General features: G+C 66.7%; 19 protein-coding genes. 7 read left to right on the top strand and 12 right to left on the bottom strand.

The genetic code is table 11. From position 1 onward, the window contains the following. Positions 1-217 precede the first annotated feature (217 nt). Positions 218-1,375, top strand: coding sequence for a transposase (locus CAP_RS04225; protein WP_044236264.1), 1,158 nt, complete (start codon positions 218-220; stop codon positions 1,373-1,375). Positions 1,376-1,477: 102 nt separating this feature from the next. Here the strand turns inward: CAP_RS04225 and CAP_RS49855 are convergent, their stop codons facing one another. Both CAP_RS49855 and CAP_RS04220 read right to left on the bottom strand, forming a co-directional pair. Then, positions 1,478-1,753, bottom strand: a complete 276-nt coding sequence (locus tag CAP_RS49855; protein WP_156040483.1) for a hypothetical protein — start codon at positions 1,751-1,753, stop codon at positions 1,478-1,480. Between the two features lie 379 nt (positions 1,754-2,132). After that, positions 2,133-3,254 carry a TauD/TfdA family dioxygenase gene (locus CAP_RS04220; RefSeq protein ID WP_197040998.1) on the bottom strand — a complete coding sequence of 374 codons (1,122 nt, stop codon included), beginning with the start codon at positions 3,252-3,254 and terminating at the stop codon, positions 2,133-2,135. A gap of 173 nt (positions 3,255-3,427) precedes the next feature. On the opposite strand from CAP_RS04220, the gene CAP_RS49850 reads away from it, so the two are divergent. Both CAP_RS49850 and CAP_RS47510 read left to right on the top strand, forming a co-directional pair. Continuing rightward, positions 3,428-5,479, top strand: a complete 2,052-nt coding sequence (locus CAP_RS49850) for a hypothetical protein (protein ID WP_231511073.1) — start codon at positions 3,428-3,430, stop codon at positions 5,477-5,479. 9 nt (positions 5,480-5,488) lie between these two features. Then, positions 5,489-7,924: an amidohydrolase family protein gene (locus tag CAP_RS47510; protein WP_156040481.1), complete on the top strand. Its 2,436-nt coding sequence runs from the start codon at positions 5,489-5,491 to the stop codon at positions 7,922-7,924. Here CAP_RS47510 and CAP_RS04200 read toward each other — a convergent pair. From CAP_RS04200 to CAP_RS04155, 10 genes are all read right to left on the bottom strand, one after another. Further along, positions 7,887-8,777 carry a CmcI family methyltransferase gene (locus CAP_RS04200; protein WP_044236252.1) on the bottom strand — a complete coding sequence of 297 codons (891 nt, stop codon included), beginning with the start codon at positions 8,775-8,777 and terminating at the stop codon, positions 7,887-7,889. The genes CAP_RS47510 and CAP_RS04200 overlap by 38 nt on opposite strands. Continuing rightward, positions 8,777-9,520 (bottom strand): class I SAM-dependent DNA methyltransferase, encoded by a 744-nt coding sequence (locus CAP_RS04195; RefSeq protein ID WP_044236250.1) that lies wholly within the window; start codon positions 9,518-9,520, stop codon positions 8,777-8,779. The genes CAP_RS04200 and CAP_RS04195 overlap by 1 nt, the downstream gene beginning before the upstream one ends. A 29-nt stretch (positions 9,521-9,549) precedes the next feature. Beyond that, positions 9,550-13,890 (bottom strand): excinuclease ABC subunit UvrA, encoded by a 4,341-nt coding sequence (locus CAP_RS04190; protein WP_044236248.1) that lies wholly within the window; start codon positions 13,888-13,890, stop codon positions 9,550-9,552. Beyond that, positions 13,887-14,678 (bottom strand): TauD/TfdA family dioxygenase, encoded by a 792-nt coding sequence (locus CAP_RS04185; protein WP_197040996.1) that lies wholly within the window; start codon positions 14,676-14,678, stop codon positions 13,887-13,889. Before CAP_RS04185 ends, CAP_RS04190 begins: the two co-directional genes overlap by 4 nt. An 80-nt stretch (positions 14,679-14,758) precedes the next feature. After that, positions 14,759-15,445: a class I SAM-dependent methyltransferase gene (locus CAP_RS04180; protein WP_044236246.1), complete on the bottom strand. Its 687-nt coding sequence runs from the start codon at positions 15,443-15,445 to the stop codon at positions 14,759-14,761. A gap of 109 nt (positions 15,446-15,554) precedes the next feature. After that, positions 15,555-16,040, bottom strand: a complete 486-nt coding sequence (locus CAP_RS04175; protein ID WP_044236244.1) for a glycine-rich domain-containing protein — start codon at positions 16,038-16,040, stop codon at positions 15,555-15,557. 338 nt (positions 16,041-16,378) lie between these two features. Then, entirely contained in the window at positions 16,379-17,779 is a 1,401-nt protein-coding gene (locus tag CAP_RS04170) for a hypothetical protein (protein WP_156040479.1), read from the bottom strand. A 17-nt stretch (positions 17,780-17,796) separates the two neighbouring features. Beyond that, positions 17,797-18,177: a hypothetical protein gene (locus tag CAP_RS04165; RefSeq protein ID WP_156040478.1), complete on the bottom strand. Its 381-nt coding sequence runs from the start codon at positions 18,175-18,177 to the stop codon at positions 17,797-17,799. An 84-nt stretch (positions 18,178-18,261) separates the two neighbouring features. Further along, a complete protein-coding gene (locus CAP_RS04160; protein WP_052374112.1) occupies positions 18,262-19,218 on the bottom strand; it encodes an LOG family protein in 957 nt (318 codons plus the stop codon). A 181-nt stretch (positions 19,219-19,399) separates the two neighbouring features. After that, a complete protein-coding gene (locus tag CAP_RS04155; protein ID WP_044236237.1) occupies positions 19,400-19,948 on the bottom strand; it encodes a hypothetical protein in 549 nt (182 codons plus the stop codon). Between the two features lie 201 nt (positions 19,949-20,149). Here CAP_RS04155 and CAP_RS04150 point away from each other — a divergent pair, with 201 nt between their 5' ends. The 4 genes from CAP_RS04150 to kdpB all read left to right on the top strand — a co-directional run bounded on the left by CAP_RS04150 (position 20,150) and on the right by kdpB (position 25,560). Next, entirely contained in the window at positions 20,150-21,475 is a 1,326-nt protein-coding gene (locus tag CAP_RS04150) for an outer membrane beta-barrel protein (RefSeq protein WP_231511072.1), read from the top strand. 108 nt (positions 21,476-21,583) lie between these two features. Continuing rightward, a complete protein-coding gene (gene kdpF, locus CAP_RS46975) occupies positions 21,584-21,676 on the top strand; it encodes a K(+)-transporting ATPase subunit F (protein WP_197040994.1) in 93 nt (30 codons plus the stop codon). Next, complete coding sequence (kdpA, locus tag CAP_RS04145) at positions 21,673-23,466, top strand: potassium-transporting ATPase subunit KdpA (protein WP_044236233.1); 1,794 nt, start codon at positions 21,673-21,675, stop codon at positions 23,464-23,466. Before kdpF ends, kdpA begins: the two co-directional genes overlap by 4 nt. A gap of 21 nt (positions 23,467-23,487) precedes the next feature. After that, positions 23,488-25,560, top strand: a complete 2,073-nt coding sequence (gene kdpB / locus CAP_RS04140) for a potassium-transporting ATPase subunit KdpB (RefSeq protein ID WP_044236231.1) — start codon at positions 23,488-23,490, stop codon at positions 25,558-25,560. Positions 25,561-25,574: the final 14 nt, after the last annotated feature.

Here is a 25,574-nt window from a genome sequence, read left to right as displayed (position 1 = left end):
TGCTGGTTCTGTTGTCAAGGATGAGACATTCAGCGTCCTACCACCACCTCGGTGTTGAAGCAGTTTTCGCGCGTCCGCGCTATGTTTGAGCCACAAAGCAGAGCGCCCCGCCCTCGGTTGGTACCCGGGAGCGGGGCGGCAGACGCTGAGCGGTGGCCCGCCCAAGGTCCTAGCAGCCCGGATCGTGCCACTTCCCGGCGAGAGAGGCCAGGGGCTTGTGGCGAACGTTCTCCCGTGGGAGCAGCGCGTCCGCGTCCTCGCTGCGTTGCTGGACGGCAACAGCGAGAGGGCCGTGGAGCGCATGACGGAGGTCAACCGCGGCACCGTGGGGCGCCTGGTGATGACGCTCGGGGAAGGCGCGGTGCGCCTCCACGACCGCATGGTGCGCGACCTTGCGACGCCGCTCATCCAGATGGACGAGATCTGGAGCTACGTCGGCAAGAAGGCGGCGCGCGTGACCGATGCCGACGAGGCGGGCATCGGCGAGAGCTACACCTTCGTCGCGATGGACACGCTCTCGCGGCTCGTCATCGCGTGGCGCGTCGGGACTCGTTCGCAGGACACGACGGACGCGTTCATGAGCGACGTCCGCGCGCGCCTGGTGGTGATGCCGCAGATCACGAGCGACGGCTACGCGCCGTACATCACCGCGGTGGGCGCGAGCTTCGGCCCGAGCGTCGACTACGCGCAGACCGTGAAGAACTACCGGGTCGGGAGCTACCGCGGCCCTGATCACAGATATGAACCCGCCCGCGATCCGTTCGTCACGAAGCGGAGCGTGTTCGGCGCGCCCGACATGGCCCGCGCGTCGACGGCGTACATGGAGCGGCAGAACTGCTCCACGCGCCACACCAACGGGCGTCTCCGGCGTCTCTGTCTGGCCTTCTCGAAGAGGCCAGACCATCACCGCGCCGCAGTCGCCTTGAACTACGTCGCGTACAACCTCACGCGCGTGGTGAAGACCTTGCGGGTGACCCCCGCGATGCAGGCGGGCATCACGGACCACGTGTGGACCGTGGAGGAGCTGCTCGCCGCTCTCCTCGCCGAGCCTGTCGCGGAGGCGCCCACGGCCAAGCCGCTCGCCCACCGCGCCCCGGAGGCGCCCGCGCGCGCCCTGCCCGGTGGCCGTGGCTTCCTGCGCCTCGTCGGCGGCGCTGCACCCGTCGAGAAGAACCCGCCTCGTCATGACCCGCCCCCTGCGCCTGCACCCGTGCCCCAGCCCGCGACCCCGCCGGCCGCTCCGCCCGTCGTCGCCCAGACCCCCGCGCCCGCGGTCACGACGGCGCCCACGGCCAAGCTCCCAACCCCCAAGACCGGCCGTCCCGTCCAGCTCTCCCTCTTCCCCGAGGGCCCCGACCAAAACCGGCCAAGATGAGAGGGTGGCCGAAGTAGGCCACCACCACGCGGAGGACATTCACGTCAACGCGAACCCGCTTCACGTCAACGCGAACCCACTTCACGTGACAGCGAGTGCCGTTCATCCCACCATGTGTGCAATCACTCCTCGAAAATGCGCCTTCACGTCAACGCGAACCCACTTCACGTCAATGCGAACGCGCTTCACGTCAACGCGAACCCACTTCACGTCAACGCGAACCCACTTCACGTCAACGCGAACGCGCTTCACGTCAACGCGAACGCGCTTCACGTCAACGCGAACGCGCTTCACGTCAACGCGAACGCGCTTCACGTAACAGTGGTCAGCGCTTTCTGGTCGTCGAGCTTCCTTCAGGTGGTCGCGAACCAGCTTCACGGGTCAGCGAACCGACTTCCAGTGACAGTGAACGCGCTTCGCTCGACAGCGAGTCCGCCTCGCGTGACAGCGGATCGGCTCCACGTGGCAGCGGATCGACTCCACGTGGCAGGGCATGCTTCTCGCGTGATCGCGACCCAAGATCCGTGACTGACCAAGGCGAACTACGTACCAGGGTCTCGCCGCGGCAGGTTGGTGAGCGCCCAGCGGCTCCAGGCGAGGGCGCAGCCACCCGGGCAGCTCACTGTCCTCGATGAGGAGGAGCAGCGACGCGCGCCACTCCTCCATCAGCTAACGCTTCGAGCCTTTGTGCTGCGGCAGTGGGTCGCCCGCAGCAGACTCGCCCAGCACGCGTGGCGAGAGGTAGAGGTCGAAGCTGTCAGACGCGTGGCTCTTCTGGCAGGTCCACGAAGCAGAGCAACGAGCGCCGTAGGCTTCGCGCCGGGTCCACGCTCTGGATCAGGCGATCGTGGAGCGCGTGCCAGTTGTCCGTCACCAGCAGCGCGCCTGCGGGTGCCGCGAGGACATGCCCTACCTGGTCAGCAGCGGTTTCCACGGCGGTGAGCGCATGCTCGATCTCCTCGGGAACACGTCTGTACGCAAGACGGGCACCGTCGCGCATCGCCCGCCCATAGAAGCGCAGGCCCAGGCGCCCCGGTGTGGGTCCGCGCGGCGCGACGGCACGAAAGAAAGTCGGCTCTCCCTCACCGGTGAAGCTGTAAGGGAGCGCGGTATCGCTCAGGAATCGGAGGATGTTGCGGCCGTCCTGCGTGGCGCGGAGCTGGTCGAGGACGAGATCGCACGAGGCGACCCTCCAGGCGCCATGCGCGGGGCCCTCGGCATCCGGGTGAGTCAGGTACGCGAGGCTCAGTGCTGGACGCTCGGTGTGGGTAGAGAAGTCATTGTGCCAGCCGATCGCTTCGGAACGATCGAAGGGCTCCAGAGAGGAGGCTCCGGCCGAGGGGCGGGTCTCGATGAAAGGGCGCTCGGGATCGGTGCCCGGAGGGACATAGAGGGAGCCGAGGCTACGGGCCAGGGCCACGACGGAGGCTCCGGTGCTGTCGGGAGAGAACCGGGGGAGGTAGGCATAGCCGTGCGATACGAGCGCGCCATGGAGCATGTCGCGTGTGAAAGGTGGGTGAAGGGTCGGGAGCATGAGCAAGTGATCCTGTCGAGGTGGTATACACCAGGGGTCACTACTGAATGCGCATCCCCGCTCAAGTTGCCTTGCGCCATCTGTCGTAAAAGGCCGTTGTGCCCAGACGCCATGTCGACGATGAGCATCTTCTGTCCAGAGGTCGCATCCGCCATCGTTGAAATTGCGATGCCTCCGGGGCGCGGACTCCCATGAAGGCTCGGCCGCCATCGTTGGCAGCGAAGTGCTGCAATACATGGCCATTTTAGTGACCTTCATGGAGGAGCTGGCCGCACTCAGTTCGGCCGGCAGGGACACTTCCCCTGTGAAACCATCGCGCGTAGTCTCGATGAATGCCGTCTGCATCCAGAGCAGTTCCCGGTCTCGTTTCGGAAGCAGTCCCCATACCCACCTCGCGCCTCTCTCCATTCGAGCAGGCGAGGCTGAAAGAAGCCGACGACTGGATAACCACTGTCTTCAAGGACGGGAAGCAGCACAGGTGGGTGGCGGACGAAATCAGCGCGCATCGAAGTGGGCGAGTGCTCTTCATCGACGGACCGCGTGGCGCCGGGAAGACATCCTTGCTGCTCACCCTTCTCAAGCGCTGGAGGAACGAGGAGGAGGGTTCTTCGGCCCCTCTCAAGCATCTCCGAGTCCTCCTCCCTATTCTCGACTTCGATCCTCTGCCCCGAGCGATGCCCCTTCATGGCTGGCTGCTTGAGCCATGGAGAAAGGAAGCCGCCAGGATCGAGAAGGACTGCACACTCCGAGGCGGCAGCGGCGAGGATCTCTCGGAACTCTGGGCAGAGGTATTCGAAAGGGCGGTGATTGGCTGGACACAAGCCAGCGTCGAGGGCAAAGGCGTCGCCGAGAAAGCTCTCGCGTACCAGGAGCAAGCCTCGGGCTGGATCGACACCACAAGCCTCTGGCACAAGTTTGTATATGCTGCCATCTGTCGCCTGGCGGGGTGCCAGAGGGATGATTGTAAAGAAGCTCATCCCTGCATGTTTGTCATCGCGATCGATGATGTCGATCTTCAGGTCGAGCATGTACCCCAGCTGATTCACGCGATTCGCCTCTTCCATCATCCGCAAGTCGCCTATGTGCTCACGGGAAACTACGATCATCTCCGGTTCGCGCTGAAGCTCGACTACATGGTGCGCCATCAATCGGGTGGCCGCACGCATGGGCATGGTGACCAGCACGTCGACGAGGAGATCCGCAAAGAGATCAGAATCCATAGCGATCAACTCTGCGATGCCTTCATCGAGAAGGCACTCCCACCGCATTCCATGCTGACGCTGGAGAGCTGGAGTCTGCAGGAAGTTATGCCGCTGAGGCTTGACAGTAACGCCTCAAGCAAGGCGGAGATCTCGAGCAAGGAGCAAACGGTCGGTGGGTTTCTGGGTGACGAATGGAAGAAAATAGCTGAAACAGCGGGAAGCCTTCGCATAACAACCGTCCGGCGAGTACAGCATGCAATCGATCGACATGATGAGCGCCGTACCAACTCAAATGAACGCCAGGAAGCAGAAATATTGAATCTGTTTGCTGCCGATCTCTGCGGAACCAGCATCGAGGGGAATGGCGCTGCGAGTAAGCCAGTCCAGGTGACGCTCCGCGGCGAACTCAGCACACGTTTGGGCGCCATTTTGCGCGTATGGGAAGGACACAACCTAAAGATCTTCCTCATGGATCAGCCCTCTATCGCGTTCTTTCCGGATTTCAGCGAAGCGGCGAATAGCCAAGAAGAAGCACACAGGGCGCTCATTGTTCAGCTTGCGGTGGAGAAAGGGCAGTTCGGCGCACGTGCTCTTGATTGGATTCCGGATGCAGGCATCCTGGCGACCGAAGTCCAGTGGGACTCCAAGCAGGCCGAGGTGGATGGGACCGCCATCTTTCATTGGCCTTGGCTTCAGAGACCGAAAGCCTCTGAGGCGCTCCAGTTGGGCGAGGTGGCCAAGGCGCTCAGTAAAGCCGAGATTGGTAATAGCAGGACCGACCTGCAAGAAGAATTTATAAAACCATGGATATCCGAAAACATTAAATGGTTCTGCACGAACCGAGAAAAACCTCTGGCTGAACCTAATATCAATCTAAAAAATCTCGCCCAAAAACTCAGCGACCTACCCAGGGACAACAACAAGGAAGATGAAGCGGAGATCAAGCGCTGGATAGGGGAATTGTTCGTGATGACAGCTCCCTACTTCGGGCTTCCCGAGCTTCTTTGCCAACGGCTGCGTGATTCATTGAATGAATGCAAGCACATGCCCTCAATTCAAGAGATCCATGAAGAGGAAAAGAGAATCGTCAAGAATGCCATCATCAATTGGCAAATGGGCATAACTCATATTGGAAGACAACCATCGGAAAAGAAAAGAGACCCCCCTCCTGAGGCGATTAGCAAGGCGGTGGATGATTTTTTGAAAGTACGCGAGAAGCTATCAAATAATGATAGCTGGTGGAAATTCACAAAATCAGGCCTGTCATCACAAGCAGCGGGCCAAAAGCGTTCGGGGCCAAGAAAGACCTCGGCATCAAAGAAGGCAGCCACGAAGCAATCAGGTAAGACAAAGAGATCACGTTCATAGGAGCATGATGTGAGCAGCCTCCTTGATCGCTGGGAACTCGTAGAGCCGCTTCTCTTTGCGCATGCGCTCCGCGATCCATCGGCATTTCAGCGGGGCGCATCGAAAACCTCACTGTACAAGGACCTCACCGCTCTGCGACGCGAGCATCGATTTGAAGACGCCAGCATCGCGCAAGCATTCAGCCTCCTCGGAGAGGATGCTCCCTCCGCCAGCGACGACAAGGAGGAGGCGCTCTGCAACGTCATTCGCGACGTGGCGACCCGCTGGCTTGTCGCAGACGGCGATCACTGGGCTCTGCGAGAGGAACCAGACCGCCCAGGCCACGAGATCATTCGATGGCGTGGCGTCTCGATGCTCGTGCCGCCGAGCATCCTCGCCGCAGGCGCGCTTTCTCGCAGCGGCCACGCCCATCCCTGTTCGGTAAGGGTGCTGCCGGAGAGCCTCGCGCCGCGCACACCTGTCGGACACCTGCACGTGCACCTCGGCCTTTTGCTGCCTTTCGAAGCGCTCTGGGTGCAGCTCTGGCAAACTTTCTTGCAGCGTGGAACGCTCGATTCGCGCAATGGCGATGGTTTCGTGTCCATCAAAGAGGTTCCGAAACTCGCACTGGCCAGCGGAGAGGGAAAGCCCTGGCGGCGCTGGCAATGGATGATGGAACTTGCTTTTGCCGCCCGTGTTCATCTGATGCAAGCGAACGCACTGGAATGGCAGAAGGTAGCTCCGATGCATGGAGTCCTCGCAGAGTTCAGTCGGGGCAAGGTGGATGTCGCCAGCCGGGGCAGGGCGCTCGTCGGACTCTGGACCGATGCGGAATGGCGAAAGACGGCCCGGGCTGAAGCGCGACGCCTGGCAAACATGCGCGATGCGTGGCACCGACGCTTGCCGGCTTCGCCGTTGATCGATACGGATAGCGAGGTTCGGTTCATTGCCGGAGCGCTCCGAGGGGGTAGCGAACATGAGGGGCGCGCGCGCCTCTTGTGTCAATACCTCCGCGTCAAGGTGGCGCTCTACAGCAGCCTTGTCGTCGATCCATGGTCCAGCGGTCTCCGGCACTTTCTGGATGTGGCGAAGCGCGACAAGCCCTACTGCAATGTCATTGACGACGACCTGACCCTCGAGGACGCACGACTCGTCGCCGCGGCTTCGGAGAGTCCGCTCCGGATCGAAGCGCTGGAGATCCATGTCACGCCGTCGAAGTGGCGCAAGCTGCCTCGCGTAGCCACGATGCGACACTCGCCACGCCCTGCATGGGTACTGTCATTCGTCCGCGCAAGGGATCCAGGGCCGGATGATCCTGAGGGTGCACGGGCCAGTGCGCAATGGCGCCGGGCCAGAGCAGGGGCAGGCGCGGAGTGCCGACTTCTGGCGCGCTACCTTGCGATGCGTCCTTCCCTGCTCCGAGAAGCCCGTGCGCTCAGCCTCATGGACTGGGAGCGCAATGGCCCGGTCTGGCTCTTCGAGGCCCCCTTCCGCAGGCTCATCGAGGCATCCCGAGAGATCGCGGCAGGTCACCCACGGCTCAATCTTCGACCTCTTCATACGGCGTTCCACCTCGGCGAGGATTTCATCCACCTCCTCTCGGGCTTGCGCGAGATCTATGAGCCCTTCGCCTGGCGCCTGAGCCGCGGTGGTGACCGGATCGGGCACGCGCTCGCGCTGGGCGTCTCTCCGTCGGCGTGGAGCGAACGGAACCCGTGGATCCGGATGCGGCCGTGGGATCGCATCCTCGATATTGGCTTCGTGTACTGGTTCTTTGATAAGTTCGGACTGCGCCTCGATGCTGGAGAGGTCGAGAGAATGCGTCTTGACGCCAGGCGTGTGATCGAGAATCTCTTCGGGACTCAAGAGCCTGATCCTCTCGAAACCGCACGCAACATCTGGTGTGCCTTGCCGCAGGCGCGCTGGGAGGATGCGAAGAACGGCAGCGAACATGAGGCTCGCGTCAATAGAGCGCGTTCATTCGTGGCACGCATTCTTGATGAGCGCGCTGTCGGCCGCAGGGCACTCTCCTCGTCTCTCTCCATCCAGACGAAGCTGGAGCTGCCCATGCTCGAAGCTGTCCATGACTTTGTCCACGACCGCATTGCAAAGGCCCGAGTGGCCATCGAGGTCAACCCGAGTTCGAACCTCCTGGTAGGAGGGTTTCGGTCCATCTTCGAACAGCCCGTATTCCATACGGACAAGCTGCCGATCATCCTCAATGCCGATGATCCCCTCACCTTCGGGACGACGCTGGCGGATGACTACGCCTATGCATGGGCGGGCATGGTGCTCGGATCTGGCCAGAGCCCAGACCAAGCGACGCGACGGCTGGAGGAGGCCGCAAGGTGCTCTCTGCGATACACCTTCACGTCTTCACTCGAACGGCGAACCCTTCAAGCGCACGGTGATCTTCGCGAAGACGCTGCTACTGAAGCCGGCGCAGCGCGACGCCGCGGGCCTTGAGCAGCGGAAACCGCGACGCTTCGACGGCCAGACCGAACCTCCGATCTGCGAGCAGGAAGGTGTCGAGCCCGTCCTCGACCAGGCCTCCGGCCGCCAGGCACTCGGGGCTCTCGACGTCCTCCACGAGGAGGTAGCCTCCGGGAGCTACCGCGCTCGCCCATCTGGCCAGGAGCGCGACCTTGCCCTCGGGCTGTGGGTCCGCGTCCACCACCACCAGGCCGAAGCCCGCGGGGCGCACAGCCCGCACGACGTCGACCGTGGCAGCCTGGTGGGCGTCACCGTGCAGAAGCTCGACGCGCACGCCAGGAAGGGTCTCGAAGGGCGGCAGGTCGGTGCTGCGCTCCAGGTCCACGCCGACGACGAGGCCGCCGCGGAGGAGGGAGAGGATGGTGGCGAAGAACCAGAGGCCGCCACCGGCGCCGTAGCCAAGCTCCAGGACGGCATCGATCCGGCGGGCGGCGAGCAGCTCCTGGTAGAAGAAAAGGTCTGACGGCATCTTCACGAGGCTCTGGCCGAGCCAGCGGTATTCACGCTCCGCCTCGACCTCGCGGCGCCAGTACCAGGCCTGGTAGTCGCGGCCGAGCTGCGCCTCGGTGCCTGCACGAAGGCCGCCGTGGTGCTCCGGGCGGTCGCGGAAGGGCGGGACGAGGACCCCGGCGTCGCGCCAGATGGCGTGGCGGTCAGAGGGTGTCCGGAAGCGGCAGAACGGGAGCAGGTCTTCGTAGGTGTGTCGGTCGATCCGGCAGACCGTGCCGCGCAGGGTGTGCTGGAGCTCGACCTCGGCGCCGTAGTCGACGAAGAGGACGTAGCTGCTCAGGCGGACGAGGGTGTCTCGCGCCGGTCGGTGGTTCATCAGGGCGCTGGCGCCTTCGAGGCACAGAGGAGGGGGCTGAGCGCGGTGCGGAAGGGGTCGCGCTGCCAGGAGTCGTAGAGGACGACCTCGGAGAAGCCCGCGTCGCGGGTGCACTCGGCGACAGCGTGGGCGTCGGTCATGCGCAGGAGATGCTCCTCGTGGAGGAGCTCGTTCAGCGATTTGCACGCGTAGACGTACTCGGCCCGCATGGGTAGGTCGTCTCCCGCACCAGGCTGGAAGCGGTAGAGGAACACCACGTCGTCAGCGTCGCCGCGTGGACCAGCTTCGCGGTCCTCCAGGAGCTGGCCAGAGGCATGGGGGGCGTGAGCGATCTGGAAGATCGCGCGACCACCCGGGCGGAGGGCGCGGTGGATGCGCCGCAGGATGTCGAGGAGGTCGGCGCGGCCCTCGCAGTAGTTCAGGGTCCAGGAGAGGGAGACGACGAGATCGTAGAGGGCTTCATCGTCGAGGTCCTGCATGCGGCGCACCGTGGCGGCGTCCTGCCCGGCGCGTGTCCTTGCGACGCGGATCATGGCGGGCGAGGCATCGATGCCCGTGGCGAGGACGCCAGCCTGGCGAGCCTTGTCCAGAAGGACGCCCGTGCCACAGCCGACGTCGAGCATCCGGCAGGGATTCGCCACCGCCTTCGCCTGGTCGAGCACGTAGGCGTGGTCGTGACGGTAGTGCTCGGGGGGCGTGTGGAGGTCGTAACGATGAGCGAAGTCGCCGAAGAGCCGGTGCATGGATGTTCAGGTTCCCGAGCAGGTCGGTCTCACATGAACACAGCAGGCATGTCCGTGAAAGCCTCGACAACACGCTGGCCCACCTCGTGTGGTGGTGCGGTGTCCAGGCGCTCCCTGAGGGGGCGCGCGCCCGCCTCTTTCGCGAGCGGAGCGAGGCACCCGAGGAGGCGCTTCTGGGTGTGCTTCTGGCGGCGGCTCGCGGTGCGCACGTCGCGGAGCGCGCTGTGGAGGTCAAGGAGGGTGCCGGAGCAGACCCACTCCTGGAGGGAGCGGTCGGCAAGCAGCAACAATCGAGCTTGAGGGGCGAGGCCGCTGCCTTCGCAGGAGGGACACGCGTCGAAGGCGCGCGACTGTTCGAGGCTCGCCCGCCACCGCGCATCCGTGCTGCGCTCACGCTCCCCCCAGAGCACGCGGAAGAGGCCATCCCATGTCAGCCAGGAACCGACCTCGGAGGGGTCCTTCCCTTTCTTCAAGAAAGTGCCGAGCCCAGGGCGGGTCCAGCAGCCGAAGAGGAAGGTGGTCCTCGCTGCGGGATCCAGCTTCGAGTAGGGCGTGGACCCAGTCCAGAGGCCTTCCTCTTCCAGATGGCGGAGGAAGGGGAGGAGATCGCTGCGGCGGATGCCTTTCAAGATGGCGGCGGCCGCGGGGTGCAGGAAGTCGTCTTCCTCCGGGGCTGCGCGCTGGTTGCGCACGACCAGCGCTTCCTCGAGCGCCATGACCAGGCCGGTCCCCTTGCACATGGGGCACTGGCCGCGAGGGTCATGGCGGGAGAAGTGGAAGGGCGCAGGTGCCATGGGGCCGACGATGCCTCGGGTGAGGTCGACGAGCCGCGGGCCGAACGCCTGGAGAAGCTTCCCCCGGGTGTCGCGCAGTTCCACGTAGTCTCCTCCGAGGGCGAGCGCGTCCGCGATGAGGCGTCGGCGCTCGTCGAGGCCTTGCTGGCGAGGAACGAAGCGGTCTCCGGTGGCGCGGGCGTCGAGGACCTCTGCCGGAGCGGTCCCTGGCGCTTTCCGTTTCCGAGAGGTGTCGCTGCCAGGGATCAGCTCCAGGCCCATGGAGCGGAGGTGCTTGAGGGTCGTCTGCACCGTCGACGCGGGCAGGCGTGGTCCCCAGCGCTGGATGTCCTTGAGGTGAGGCTGGATGCACAGGCGACCGTCGGGGACCTCGACCCAGGCGCGGGCGAAGGCGTCGAGGGCATCCGGCGCTGTCTGGCTCTGGTGCACGTCGAGCAGCAGCTTGCTGAGTTCAAGGTCGAGGCCACCCAGCTCCCAGGCGCCGCGCCCGAGCCAGAAGCGGTCGCTCAGGACGACGGCAGGGCGGTCCAGCGCCGCATCGTCCGGTCCATCTTCGGGAGGAGCTACGCCGTCGCCGACGAGGTGCTTCAACCAGGCTCTGACGCGCTCGGCTTGCGCGAGCGGATCGCCTGCGCCGTCGGAGGCCGCGGGCGCGGGGCGCACCCTGGGCGGCCTGGTGCCTTCAGGTGGGGTGCGGCCCGCGAGCACCCGGCCCGTCGCGGTGTCGGTCGCGCGGATCTCATCCGGGGGGCCATACGCGACGATCCTGCCCCCATGGGGACCACTGCCTGGGCCGAACTCGATGATCCAGTCGGCGGCCTGGATGATGGCGGGGTTATGCTCCACCAGCACCACCGTGTTTTTGCCACGATCAAGGATGCGATCGAGCGCGCGGACGAGGCGCTCAACGTCGGTGGGGTGAAGTCCAGCGGCAGGTTCGTCGAGCACGAAGAGCAGGTCGCCAGCGTCGTGGTCCGCGAGCTTGGCGGCGATCCGGAGCCGCTGGACCTCTCCGCCGCTCAGCGTGTCCACGCGACGGCCCAGCGCGATGTGGCCGATGCCCAGGTCGACCATGGCCGCCAGGATGGGCATGGATCCGGTGAGGAACGAGGGGACCTGCGGCTGCAGTGCCTCGACGGGGACCTCCAGGAGGTCGCTGATGTTCATGCCGTCCACGCGCACGGAAAGGGCATCCTGTCCGAACCGCGTGCCGCCGCAAACAGGGCAACTTGTCCACTGGTCATGCTCCGCAATCTCACCGATGCCCAGGCAAACCTGGCAGCGACCGGTGCCCGCATTGAGGCCGAAGTCGGTGGGCGCGAGGCCGGCGCGCCGCGCCTGGTCCGAGGCGCCAAATGCGGTTCGAATTGCTTCCGCCATGCCGAGGAAGGTGGCGACGATGCTGCGGCGATTGGGAGAAGGAGCCTTCTGGTCGAGGGCAACGAGCCCCCGGAGCGTTTCCGCGCCGTCGAGGCGCGTCCATGTCCCGCGGCGGCGCTCGAAGTCCTCGATGTCAGCGTTCTTCGGGAGGCGGCCGGCGACGGCGGGGACCAGGACCCCGCGCACGAAGCTCGATTTCCCCGAGCCGGAGAGGCCCGTCAGGCAGGTGAGTCGCCCGAGGGGAATGGCACAGTCCACGGCGTCGAGGTTGTGGATGGTCGCACCATGGATCGTGAGGCGTGGCTGTGCACGCGGCACAGGGAGGAGGACGCGGTCGAGGGTTGGAGCCTTGGCCCAGGAACTCTCCCTGACGGAGCCTTCATGGACCACCTCTCCGCCGCTATGCCCCGCACCGGGGCCGAGCTCGATGACGTGATGAGCCGCCTTCACGAGCGCGTGCCGGTGTTCGTTCATCACGACGCTGTGTGCATGAGCGAGTTCCCTGATGGCGCTGGCCATGGTGCCCACGTCCTCGTCGTGCAGGCCACGCGCAGGCTCGTCGAGGAGCATGCAGAGGCCAGCGTGGCGGGAGTTGAGCACGGCTGCGAGCCTGGCGCGTCGCCCCTCCCCCTCGCTGATCTCCAGCATGCCGCGGTCGCCGCTGAGGTGCCCCAGCCCGAGAGAGACGAACGCGGCGGCGTGATCATGCAGCATGCGCACGAGCGCAGCGCAATCGGCGGGCACCTCGGCGGCGAACTGGCTGCCCTTCTCGGTGAAAGGGACGACGTCCAGGAAGGGCTTCGCGAGAAGGTCATGAACGCCCGCGCGGTCAATCCGGAGGGCGCGCGCCTGGTGTGACCAGCGCGAGCCTCCGCAGTCGGGGCACGGCCCCTCTGAAACGAGGGGCGCGAGGCTCTCGGAGACCTTGGTACCTCGTCCAACGCGCTCCAGGATGGCGTGACGGAAGCCTTCGAAGGGGCGCGGAGGGCCCAGCTTCTTGTGGGTCACTGGATCCACGTCCGTGACGAGGACGTCGCCTGCGCCGTTGAGGACCAGCTCCCGCGCGTCCTTCGGGAGCTTGCTCCAGGCCACGTCCGGCGAGAAGCCGCGCGTACCCCGGAGGCCTTCGATCGTGGCGTGCTGGATGTTGACGTGCTTGTAATTCTTCTCGGTCCAGATGGAGAACGCCCCCTTGCTCATCGGGCGATCTGGGTGCTCGACGAGAGCATGCTCGTCCAGCGTCGTCGCTCGGCCGAGGCCATGACATCTCCTGCATGCGCCGCTCTCGGGGTGCTCCGGCGCGTTGAAGGAGAGGAGGTGGCGGTTGGGCTGAAAGAAACAGGTCGCGTCTTCCGGGTCGACACAGTGGAGGGCGGAGTCGAGTCGGGGACCGAAGGGGCCGCGTAGCTCGGGCTGCGTCGCCGCGGGGAGGTCCACGAACACCTGACCTTGCCCTGCGTCGAAGGCCTGCTGGAGCAACGCCTCGAGCTTCTTCCGATCACTCTTCGGAGTGAGGGTGAGTTCGCCCAGGCTGGCCTCGATGATGTGCTGGACCGTGGCGTTGAGGGGCTTCCAGCGGGCTGTGGACACCTTGCGTCCACGCTCCCACGCCTTGGGGGAATCCGTGCGGCTGCGGACGACGACCTCGGCGATGCCGGACTCGCGTAGCCGCTCTGCGCAGCGAACGCCGTCGGTCGCAGTGAAGTAGACGGGGACCGCCGAGACCGTGGCAGGACCCCGGTAGTGCTTCGTCAACCAGGCGGCATAGGAGGCTGGCGATGAGCCAGGCACGAACCGCTCCAGCCGATCGGAGTACGGCCGCGCGCAGGCGAGGTAGAGCCGTCGCAAGGTCGCCATGAACCCGGTCGCCGTGGCGACCGTGGTGCGCGCAGAGGCGCGGAAGGCGCGCTGACCGACATGAATCGCAGCCGGCATGGGGCCGATGAAAGCGCGGGGAGGTGTACCTTCGAGCTGCGGCTGGTGAACGCCGAGGAAGGTGCGCATCCGCTGGTCGGCCTCCACCGCCAGCGTGTCGGTGAGGAGCGAGCTCTTGCCAGAGCCCGAGATACCAGTGACCACCGTCACGCGGTTGAGGGGAATGCGAACGTCGACCTGCTTCAGGTTGTGCGCGTCGGCGCCGACGATGTCGATCGTTGCATGAGGGTGAGCTGCGTCGCTGGCTTTGCCCTTCGTCATCTTGGCTCGTCGAGAAGGTGCAGGACGTAGATCTCACGCGCGATAAAGTCCCGCGGAAACGAGCGGTACACCACCGAGCATTCTCCCCGGTAATGCAGCGCGCGCGTATTCGATACGAGCAACGTGTCGCCTGCATCGAGGTGAATGGGAAAGGAGACGTCGAGCGCTGCTTGCTTGATGATCTGGAGGTGGGTCTCCATATCGGCGGGCAGGTTGCCGTAGCGACGATGCGCCGCTCTCAGGGTCTCAGGGTGGAAGCGGATCCGTTCATCCGTCGCGATGCGCCCCGTCCACCCGTCAGGAGAGCTGTCATTGACCATCGTCACGTCGGTCGCCTGCAGAAAGGCGAGGGTGCTTGCCTCACCCGCACGTCGCAATGTCTGCAGCAGATCCGCGAGCCGAGCGACACGACTCACCCCGTGACCAGGCGCTCCGGGATCGGGGATGCGGCACTGGATCGCGGTGGTCAGCGGCGGCTGGGGCGCCGTGTTGATGTCGGTGTGGAAGTGCCCCTCCTGGAGGGTATGCGAGAGATCCCTCGTCCAGGGGGACATGCGGAAGTGCTTCACCACCTTGTCACCCTTGTACGGCTTGAACCGTCGGCCGATCAGCAGCGCCAAGAGGAGGAGCGATGTCCCTTCATCCGAGCAACGCACGCCGCGAACGATCACGTGGTCATGGTCGCCCCAGAGGGAACGCGCCCGAGTCTGAAAGCCGCCCCAGGCTTCAGAGTCGAGGAAGGTATCGTGCAGCGTGCCCGAGAGCGCGGCGCGTTCGAGGTCCGTCAATGCATCCGGAGCAGCGCAGCGCGAGGCGATCCATCCGGCGACCTCCGGGCTCGCGACGATCTCGGGTATGAGCGCAGGCGTCATGCGCGCGTGAACCTGAACAGGAGTTTGTGCTTGAAGTGATGGTCGAGCATCGCGCTGGCGCTCGGAAACGTGAACGTGGCATGGCGAGGGTCGTGGGTGATCCACCCAGATTGCCGCAAGGGCCTCAGCGAGGGCACGAGGCCGGCGGCTGCGCCTGCGGCGAGGATATCCATGGGGAGGTGATCGTGGACCTGATGCCCGAGAGCCCGCAGCAACGGTTTCCAGTGGTTCCAGACGGGGTTCTCGGCGTGGCAACCGAGGACGATGTACGCACGCCCGTCCCAGGAGAGCACGCGGCTCACATCCGTCATGAAAGCGCCGAGATCCGGTATCAGGTACAGCACTTCATGACAGGTGACGAGATCCGCAGCGGCATCAGGGACGCTCGACCAGCCGGTGACATCCAGCATGTGAGACTCCGAGACAAGCCTGCCGACCCGCCTGACGGCCGCCTCGCGGGCTGTGGCGATGGGCTCAATTCCCCAGGCGCGTGAAAGCTTCCACTCGCTTGCAAGACGCGCGATCAGCCCGCCTCGATGGCTGCCGATGTCCAGCAGGGTCTCGGGTGGATCGACGTGCACATCCTCTCGGATATGCGTGATGAGGCTGTCCCAGAAGACCGCGTTGGTCGCTTCCAGCTCCTCGTCTTCAGCGCCATCGAAGAAAGAGCAAGGAGGAGGCATGTATTGTCCAGAGATGCAGCCTAGAAGCGCGATACCGCGTCGGGGTATCGGAAGTACCGGGCGCAACGGGCGTAACGGGCGTACCGGCCTTCACCGGCGACGTGCACCTTCAAGGGCAACGCTGCGGTCGGCAACTCCGCGCGCGAGAATCGCCCGCAGTGGGATCGATGCCGAAGTGAACGATGAAGAGGTCGACCGACTTGGAGAATGCATCCTCCAGGTCGGCGCGGTCCTCTGGCCCTCGCATGCCGAAGTAGGGGAAGTGGTGGAGCACATGACCGAAGAGGCGCTCGCAATCCCGTGCATAGGCGTGTGTGTCGAGGATGTGCGCGTGCCAGAACTCGTCGATCGGCCCGGAGGGGCAAATCTTGCGGTCCGGATACCGCTTGTTCAGCGCGAGGAACTTCCGGTAGAGGCCCTCGACCTCCTCGCACATCTCGTTCGTCCAGTGGTTCTCTTCGACCAACTTGCGCTTGAGCATGGTGAAGTCCAACGTCTGCACCTCGCGAAGTGCGTGCGCTAGCTCAGCGTCGATGCGGACGAGCTGCTGGGATTCTTCGAACGTCATCGGCTTGTTCAGAGCGAGAGCTTCCATCGTGTCCTCCGAGCCGAGCGCGAGCTGGGCGATATGATTTCGTAACCCGCCAGTATGGCGGAAGTCAACGGCGTGAGCCGTGCACGATGAGGTCATCACCCATGTCGACCTGCGTGATGCCCACTGCCTGTACAGAGGCATGAGCACGGACCGGGAGGTGGCCGAAGTAGGCCAACCTTCCTGCCAGCATAGCGCCGGAGCTGGCCGACATTGGCCATCGATGCTCCTCCACGCTCCTCGTGAGTTGCACCCTCTGTCGTCTCAGACCACTTCCGGGCAGTTGACGGCGGTTGTGCTCGTGACAGCGTTTACCGCCGCTCGCTCATGGCAGGAGCTGGCTAGCGCGAAGGTTCTTCCAGGCGCACCTGCGCGAGGCCCGCTTTGCCCTGGTAGACGGCGCGGCCGTGGTTGACGTCGATACCCAGAAACTGGCGCGAGGCGGGGGCCCAGAGGGTGGTGGCCTGGGCGCTGTCGAGGTCGATGGCGGCGAGCACGGTGGCCGTTCCTGTGTCGTCTGGCGGTGGGACGGTGGCGCCGAAGACGAGAGGGGCTGGGCCGTTCGGGGGTGGGTGGACGAAGAGGGTGACGACGGCCCGCTCGCCCAGCGTGCCCACGAGCATGCTGTGCGCCGGCAGGTGGACGACCCGGGTGGTGCGCAGGTCGGGTCCGACGCGCACGAGGGCGGTCATCGCGCCGTGGTCTTCGGGGGTGTAGTAGCTGAGGTGGACGAGCAGGGAGCCGTTCGGGTGCAGCCTGGCGGCGAGGAGCCTGGGGGACGTGTGCTGGGCGGTGGGGAGCGGGAGCAGGTCCAGGCTCTGGTCGGACCGGAGGGCGCCGTCGGAGCCGAGGTGGCGCGCGCGCAGGGTGACGGGCCTGTCAGGGACGTGCTCGGGGACCTGGAAGAGAACGGCGCCGTCGGTGGGGTGCGGGGCGAGCGAGGCGGTGCCGCACCGGGGAGCGCACGGGCCGAGGGCGTCGAGGTCAGTGCGGTGCAGGGGTTTGCCGGTGGCCACGTCGAAGCCGTGCATGACGCGGCGGTAGTTGCCGGCGGCATCGGCGACGAGCTCCTCCAGGTGCACGACGCCGCGGCGGTCGAGGGTCCATGCAGAGCCATACGCGGCCCGGACCCAGCGGAGGGCGCCATCGGCGCGCCCGAGGAGGGCGAGGAACTGCTCCACCCCCTCCGAGGCGCGGCGCCTGGGGTCGGAGCCCTCGGGTACGCGGCCACCCGGGCGAAAGCCGGAGGAGACCTGTCCGACGACGAAGACGTCGCCGCTCGGGGCGAAGGCGACGCCCGTGGCGCGGCCGGAGAGGTCGTCGCGGCTCGACCACGTCCAGCGGTGGGCGCCGTCAGGGCCGAGGAAGGTGACGAGGGGATCGGGGGGGCTGCCGCAGGTGCGCCGCTTGCCGCCGGTGTCGAGGAACGCGCCGAAGCAGTTGGCGGCGACCGCTGCGCTGCCGTCCGCGGCGATGGCGACCTGCTCGGCGGTGATGCCCGCGTCGATGCCGGGGAGGCGGGTGGACAGGGGCGTCAGCCAGGTGTTGGGAGGCACCACCACGGGCGGGGGCAGCGGTGGGACTGGAGGCGGGGGCGTCGCGGCAGAAACCACGGGGAAAGGCGGTGGGGCATGGAGGAAGGGGGCGCGGGAAGGACGCGGAGAGGCGCAGCCGAGGAGAGAGGCGCCGAGGACGAGGAGCGAGAGGGGCGCGCGCGGGAGAAGCGAGAGAGGAATACGCATGAGGGGAGAGCTGCATCTCATCGTGGAAGAGGCGCAGACAGCGCGGAGCACGAAACGATCAGGGCAACGTAGATGCCGAGGCCGATGGCCGTACACTGCCACGCTTCCCGGTACTTCCGCGTGTAGCCGTCGGCCTTGAAGGAGCCGGCGAACATGAGCGTGAGGAGGCCAGGGCAGGCGAGGAACACCAGCTTCCAGCCGAACCCCAGGGGCATGCTGGCCCGCTGCTCCTTGTCGCGCTGCTTGAGTCCGAGGTCTTCCTCGGCCCTCGCCACCTGCTTGGGGCTCAGGCTCCTGCGGGCCAGCTCCGCGTCGGCGGCGGCCAGGGCCTCGGGCACGTAGTCGTCTCGCTGCTTGGTCACGATGTCGAGCAGCTCGGCATCGGAGTGCTTGCGCATGACGGCATGAAAGTCGTGGTCCATCGGTCGGGTGCCTACCTTGACAGCGATGCGTGAGCCGCGCGCGCGGGGAGCGTGGCTCCTTCAGCTCAGGGGCGTGAATTGCTCGATGAAGTGCGCCGCAGCGTCGACGTCATCGGTGACGAGCACGTACTTCGCGTAGTCGGCCGGGTCGAAGAGCTTCTGGAGGACGGCGACCACGGGGTAGGTGTCGGTCCAGTACTGGACCCCGAACAGGACCATGGGGCTGAAGTACTCGAAGGTCCGGTAATAGTTCTGGGCGCCGTCCTGGAAGATCTCCTGGATGGTGCCGGCCTTTCCTTCCGCGTAGATGATCCCTTGCTTGGCGAGGGAGAGCAGGCCGTCCTCGCGGATGCTGTTCTGGAAGTACTTGCCCGTGTGGGTGGCAAAGGGCGTGGTGGGCTCGTGGCCGTAATGCCACGTGGGAATGGCCAGGCTCTCGGCAGGGCCGCGGATGGCGGAGGCGACCTGGTAGGCGGGGGCGAACCAGGCATGGGCCATGGCGACGCAGTCGGGGTCGATGGCGCCCGAGGGGGCGACGATGTCGGCGAGGGCGGGGACGGTGGGCTGGGTGCCGAGAATGGCGAGGGCCTCGGCGAGGTCGGAGTCGCTGCTGTGCGCGAGCGAGGCCCCGAGGTGGGTCGCCTCCATGGCGCCAGGGCCGCCGCCCGTGCACACGAGGATGCCCTGGCGCGTGAGCCTGCGGGCCATCACCGCGACGCTGCGGTAGGCAGGCGCGCTGCGGGCGAGCTTGTGGCCGCCCATGATGGCAGCGACGCGGCGGCCCGCCTTGAACACGTTGGTGGCCTGGGTGATGGTGTTGTCGTGCAGGGCCTGCACCATGCCCATGTAGGGGTTGTCGGGGGCCGTGCGGCCCTGGGCGACGAAGTGCTGGTAGATGGCGAAGTCCGCCGTCTGCGCGAAGGAGGCGGGCTGCGCGGGATCGAAGCCTTGAAAGAGCTCGGCGGGGGTGTAGAGCCGCCGACGAATGGGTTCGTAGGGGAGATCGAAGCCTGCCATCACGGGTTCCTCGGGCGAGCATCGTAACGCCTGAGGAGCCGCCAGGGCAGCACGTCACGCGCGCTGCGCGGTGCTGCAGGGTGCACCACTCAAGCCCACGACGGTGTCGTCCGGAGGCGGCGGAGGGCGAGGCGGAGGGGCGAGGCCCCGTCGGGCCGATCCGTGGCGCTGGAGTGGTCGTTCACCTGGCTGCGGCGCGGCTCTCGGCAGACTTCATCACGGCGGGGCTCCAGGGGACGTTCTGCGCCATGTCGTCCGCAGACCCGAAGCCGTAATAGCGCTTCTGGCCGAAGGGAGAGTTCTCGAGATCCAGACACAGATCGAAGGGCGGCTTCTCGTCGCAGGCGCTCACCGTGAACTTCGTCTCCGCGGCCTTCTTGTCGTGCAGGAACTTCAGGGAGACCTTGTCGCCCTGGCGCTCGAACTCGAAGACATCGACGGCATAACGGTAGGACGAGCCCTTCTCGGTGATCCCGATGCCGCCAGCGAGGAAGATCAGGACCTGCACCTCCTCGTTGCGCTTCTGGGGGTACTTGTCGAACCAGATGCGGCTGAGAATGGCGCGGGGGCTGCCGGCCTCGTTCTCGGCGCGCTCCGCGGGGTCAGCCTCCGACGTGGAGCCCAGGGCCGTCGCGAGGAGCGCGCTTGCGCCTGCGAGGACGAGGAGCACCATCGAGAACAGGGCGGCGAGGGGGTGGCGGGCAGCGAGGGTGAGCATCCGGTGGCGCATGCGACGAGCCTAGCCTGGCTGGGGCTCGCCTGGGAACCGGAGTGCTGCGGGGAGGTCGCTCCGGGTGGCGTCGCTGCAGCGTGGACACGCGGAGGTGGGTCCGGGGGTGGGCCATCTTGATCCTTTCTTGATGCGCCGGGGCCCTGGCTTGACGCCGCCTCGATCGGGGCAGGGCTAGAACGCCACAGGTCGGAGGCTCTCATGGCGCGCAGGTCTTTCATGGGCCGGTCTCTCGTGGGCCGGTCTCATGCGATCGCTCGTTTCACCACGCTCGGAGCGCTGGTCTGCGCCTTCACGGCGGTGTTCGTGGAGGAGGGACACGCGCGCGCCCAGGTTCCCGCCGAAGAGGGCGACGACGATGGGAGCGCGGGCGAGGACAGCGGCGAGGACAGCGGCGAGAACGGCGAGAACGGCGATGCGGAGGAGGCGATCCAGGCGCCCGTGGCGGCGAAGCCGTTCACCGTCGGCGGGTATGCGGAGGCTTTCTATCAGTGGAACTTCAATGCGCCCTCGAATGGCATCACCAACGCTCGCGGCTTCGACAACCGGCACAACAGCTTCACGCTCGCCAACGTGGCGCTGGATGCACAGTGGGACCACGAGGACGTGGTCGGGCGGGTGACGCTGCAGGTGGGGCACACGCCGTCGACGTACTATCTGGCGGAGCCGGCATTGCCAGGGTCGGGCGCGGCCAATGAGAGCGGGACCGCGCTGTGGAAATACGTGCAGCAAGCGTACGCCGGGTACCGGTTCGACGTGGGGGGAGGGCTGCTCATCGCGGCGGGGCTGTTCCTGTCGCCGATCGGGCCGGAGGGGATGGCGGTGCGCGACAACTGGAACTGGTCGCGGTCGAACCTGTTCTTCGGGTTGCCCTTCTATCACACGGGGGTGAAGGCGACGTATTCGCTCACCGAGACGTGGGCGCTCACGCTGGCCGGGTACAATGGCTGGAACAGCGTCGTCGACAGCAACGAGGAGAAGTCGGTGTCGGCGCAGCTCACGTACACGCGGCCCGACCGGCTGGCGCTGTCGGTGCTCTACTTCTCGGGGGTGGAGCGGGCGCCCGGAGCGCCGGAGGGTCGGGCGTGGCGGCACCTCGTGGATGCGCACGCGACGTGGCAGATCACGCCCGCCGTGGCGGTGCTCGGCCACGCGAATGCGGGGTTCGAGCCCAACCGCTTCGGGACGAGCGGGTGGGTCGCCGGGGCGGTGTACGGGCGGTTCCGGGTGCTCCCGCCGCTGTACCTGGCCTTGCGGGGCGATGCGTTCCACGAGCAGGTCGCGTCGAACCGCATGGGAGCGGCGAGCCCGCTGTTCTGGCCGGTGGCGTGGGTGGCCTCGGGGACGGGCACCGTCGATTACCGGCCGCATGAGCGGGTGTCGTTCCGGCTGGAGTACCGGCACGACCACGCGGCAGGGGAGATGTTCTTCGGGGGGGACGTGGCCGGCGATGGAAGGAGCACGCCGTTCGTTCCGGACCGGCGCGCGCAGGACACGCTGGCGCTCGGGGTGACCACCTGGCTGTGAGCCAGGAGGAGCGAGGGTGACCATGGATGTGGGGTTCGTCGGGGTAATCGTGGGGTTCTTCCTGCTGTCGTGGGGCTTCGTCGGGCTCTGCGGGAAGGTGTGATCGTCGTGAATGCTCTGCTCGTCGTGGGCGGCGCGCTGGCGCTGCTGCTGTTCGCGTACCTGCTGTTCGCGCTGCTGTTCCCGGAGAGGCTGTCATGAGTGCCAACGGTGTGGTGCAGATCGTGGTGTTCCTCGGGGCGCTGGTGGCGCTGGCGGCGCCGCTCGGGGGGTACATGGGGCGGGTATTCGCGGGGGAGGCGTCGTGGGCGCAGCGGGTGCTCGGCCCGCTGGAGCGGGGGATGTACCGGCTCGCGGGGGTGAGGGCCGACGAGGAGATGGGGTGGAAGCGGTACGCGGCGGCGCTCCTGCTGTTCAACCTGGCAGGGGCGCTCGCGGTGTACGGGCTGCAGCGGGTGCAGCAGGTGTTGCCGGTGAACCCGGCGGGGCTCGGGGCGGTGTCGCCCGAGGTGTCGTTCAACACGGCGGTGAGCTTCGCGACGAACACCAACTGGCAGGCCTACGGAGGGGAGACGACGCTCAGCCACCTGACGCAGATGCTGGGGCTGACGGTGCAGAACTTCGTGTCGGCAGCGACGGGGATGGCGGTGCTGGCAGCGCTCATCCGGGGGTTCGTGCGGCGCACGTCGGAGGGGATCGGAAGCTTCTGGGTCGACCTGACGCGGAGCACACTTTACGTGCTCTTGCCGCTGTCGTTGGTGCTGGCGCTCGCGCTGGTCTCCGAGGGGGTGGTGCAGACGCTCTCGGGGCAGGCGACGGCGCAGCTCCTGGACGCGACCACGGGGGCCGACGGAAAGGCGGTGACGCAGCAGGTGCTGGCGCTGGGGCCGGCGGCGTCGCAGGTGGCGATCAAGCAGCTCGGGACCAACGGAGGCGGGTTCTTCAACGCCAACTCGGCGCACCCGTTCGAGAACCCGACGGCGGTGTCGAACTTCCTGCAGATGCTCGCGATCCTGCTGATCCCGGCAGCGCTGTGCTTCACGTTCGGCGCGCTGGTAAAGGACCGGCGGCAGGGGTGGGTGGTGCTGCTGGCGATGCTGGCGATCTTCGTGCCGCTCGCGTTCGTCACGGTGGGTGCGGAGCAGGCCGGAAACCCGGTGCTGGCGTCGCTCGGCGTGGATCAGGCCGCGAGCGCGCTGCAGGCCGGCGGGAACATGGAGGGGAAGGAGGTGCGGTTCGGGATCGTGAACAGCGGGCTCTGGGCGGCGGTGACGACGGCGGCGTCGAACGGGTCGGTGAACGCGATGCACGACAGCTTCACGCCGCTCGGGGGCCTCGTGCCGATGTGGCTGATGCAGCTCGGGGAGGTGGTGTTCGGGGGGGTGGGGTCGGGGCTGTACGGGATGATCGCGTACGCGATCGTGGCGGTGTTCGTGTCAGGGCTGATGGTGGGGCGGACGCCGGAGTACCTGGGGAAGAAGATCGAGGCGTTCGAGGTGAAGATGGCGTCGCTGGTGATCCTGCTGCCCGCCGCGGCGGTGCTGATCGGGACGGCGATTGCGTGCGTGGTGCCGGTGGGTACGGCGCCGCTCGGGAACCCGGGGGCGCATGGCTTCAGCGAGGTGCTCTATGCGTTCTCCTCGGGCGCCAACAACAACGGATCGGCGTTCGGGGGGCTGACGGTGAGCGGGGTGTTCTACGCGACCGCCATCGGGGTGTGCATGCTGGTGGGGCGTTACTGGGTGCTGATTCCGGTGCTGGCAATCGCAGGGTCGCTGGCGCGGAAGAAGGTGGTGCCGGCAGGAGCGGGGACGCTGCCGACGCACACGCCCCTGTTCGTGGTGCTGCTGGTGGGGACGGTGCTGCTCGTCGGAGCGTTGACGTTCGTCCCGGCGCTGGCGCTCGGGCCCATCGTCGAGCACCTCGCGCTCTCGGGTGCGCTCTCGGGTGCGCTCTCGGGTGCGCTCTCGGGTGCGCTCTCGGGTCAGTGAAAGGACTGGAGAAGAGATTCCATGAGCACGCATCAAGCGCGACCGCTCTTCGAGGCGGCGATTGTCCGACGCGCCATCATCGATGCTTTCGTGAAGCTCGACCCGCGGCGCATGATCAGGAACCCGGTGATGTTCGTGGTGGAGGTGGGGAGCGCGTTCACGACCGCGCTCTTCGTCCACGCGGCGGTGACCGGGAAGGGGGAAGCGCCGGCGGGGTTCATCCTGGCGGTGTCGCTGTGTCTGTGGTTCACGGTGCTGTTCGCGAACTTCGCAGAGGCGATGGCCGAGGGGCGGGGGAAGGCGCAGGCGGACACCCTGCGCAAGGCGCGGAAGGACGTGACGGCGAAGCGCCTGGCCGAGCCGCGGCGCGAGGCAGCGGTGGAGGCGGTGGTCTCGGCGCGGCTGCGCCAGGGGGACGTGGTGCTGGTGGAGGCCGGCGATCTGATCCCGGGGGACGGGGAGGTGGTCGAGGGGGTGGCGTCGGTGGACGAGAGCGCGATCACGGGGGAGAGCGCGCCGGTGATCCGCGAGAGCGGGGGGGATCGGAGCGCGGTGACGGGGGGGACGCGGGTCTTGTCGGACTGGCTCGTGGTGCGGATCACGGCGAACCCCGGGGAGACGTTCCTCGACCGGATGATCTCCATGGTGGAGGGAGCGAAGCGGCAGAAGACGCCGAACGAGATCGCGCTCGACATCCTGCTGGCAGGGCTGACGCTGATCTTCCTGCTCGCGACGGTGACGCTCCTGCCGTACTCGATGTACGCGGTGTCGAGCGCGGGGCGCGGGTCGCCCGTGAGCCTGACCGTGCTGGTGGCGCTCCTCGTGTGCCTGATCCCGACCACGATCGGGGGGCTCCTGTCGGCGATCGGGATCGCGGGGATGGACCGGATGATCCAGGCGAACGTGATCGCGACCTCGGGGCGGGCCGTGGAGGCGGCGGGCGACGTGGACGTGCTGCTGCTCGACAAGACGGGAACGATCACCCTGGGAAACCGGCAGGCGACGGCGTTCCTGCCGGCGCCCGGGGTGACGGAGGCGGCCCTGGTGGACGCGGCGCAGCTCTCGTCGCTCGCGGACGAGACGCCGGAGGGGCGGAGCATCGTGGTGCTGGCCAAGAAGAAGCTCGGGCTGCGGGGGCGCGACCTGCACGCGCTCGGGGCGAAGCTCGTGCCCTTCACGGCGCAGACGCGGATGAGCGGGGTGGATCTGGACGGGCGGCGGATCCGGAAGGGGTCGACGGACGCGATCGTGAGGTACGTGGAGGGGCAGGGGGCGACGGTGCCCGCCGAGGTGCGGCGGGTGGTGGAGGACGTGTCGAAGAAAGGGTCGACGCCGCTGGTGGTGGCCGAGGGGTCGCGGGTGCTGGGGGTGGTCGAGCTGAAGGACATCGTGAAGGGCGGCATCCAGGAGCGGTTCGCGGAGATGCGGCGGATCGGAATCAGGACGGTGATGATCACCGGGGACAACCCGCTGACGGCGGCGGCCATTGCAGCCGAGGCAGGGGTGGACGACTTCCTGGCAGAGGCGACGCCCGAGGCGAAGCTGGCGATGATCCGCGACTACCAGCAGAAGGGGCACCTCGTGGCGATGACGGGCGACGGGACCAACGACGCGCCCGCGCTGGCCCAGGCCGACGTGGCGGTGTCGATGAACACCGGGACGCAGGCCGCGAAGGAGGCGGGGAACATGGTGGACCTGGACTCGAACCCGACGAAGCTCCTGTCCATCGTGGAGATCGGCAAGCAGATGCTGATGACCCGGGGCGCGCTGACGACGTTCAGCACGGCGAACGACGTGGCGAAGTACTTCGCGATCATCCCGGCGGCGTTCGCGGCGACGTACCCCTCGCTGGGGGCGTTGAACCTGATGGGGCTCCACTCGCCGACGACGGCGGTGCTGTCGGCGGTGATCTTCAACGCGCTGATCATCATCGCCCTCATCCCCCTCGCGCTGCGGGGCATTCGCTACCGGCCGGCGCCGGCGCCGGTGCTGCTGCGGCGGAACCTGCTGGTCTACGGGCTGGGTGGGGTGGTCCTCCCCTTCCCTTGCATCAAGGTCATCGACCTCGGTCTCACGGCCATGGGCGTGTCGTGAGGGTCTCTGGAGAG

Origin of the sequence: Chondromyces apiculatus DSM 436, assembly GCF_000601485.1 — a bacterium.
Taxonomy (GTDB): domain Bacteria; phylum Myxococcota_A; class Polyangia; order Polyangiales; family Polyangiaceae; genus Chondromyces; species Chondromyces apiculatus.
Note: the sequence above shows the minus strand (reverse complement) of the source record. Positions and strands in the feature narration are given on the sequence as shown.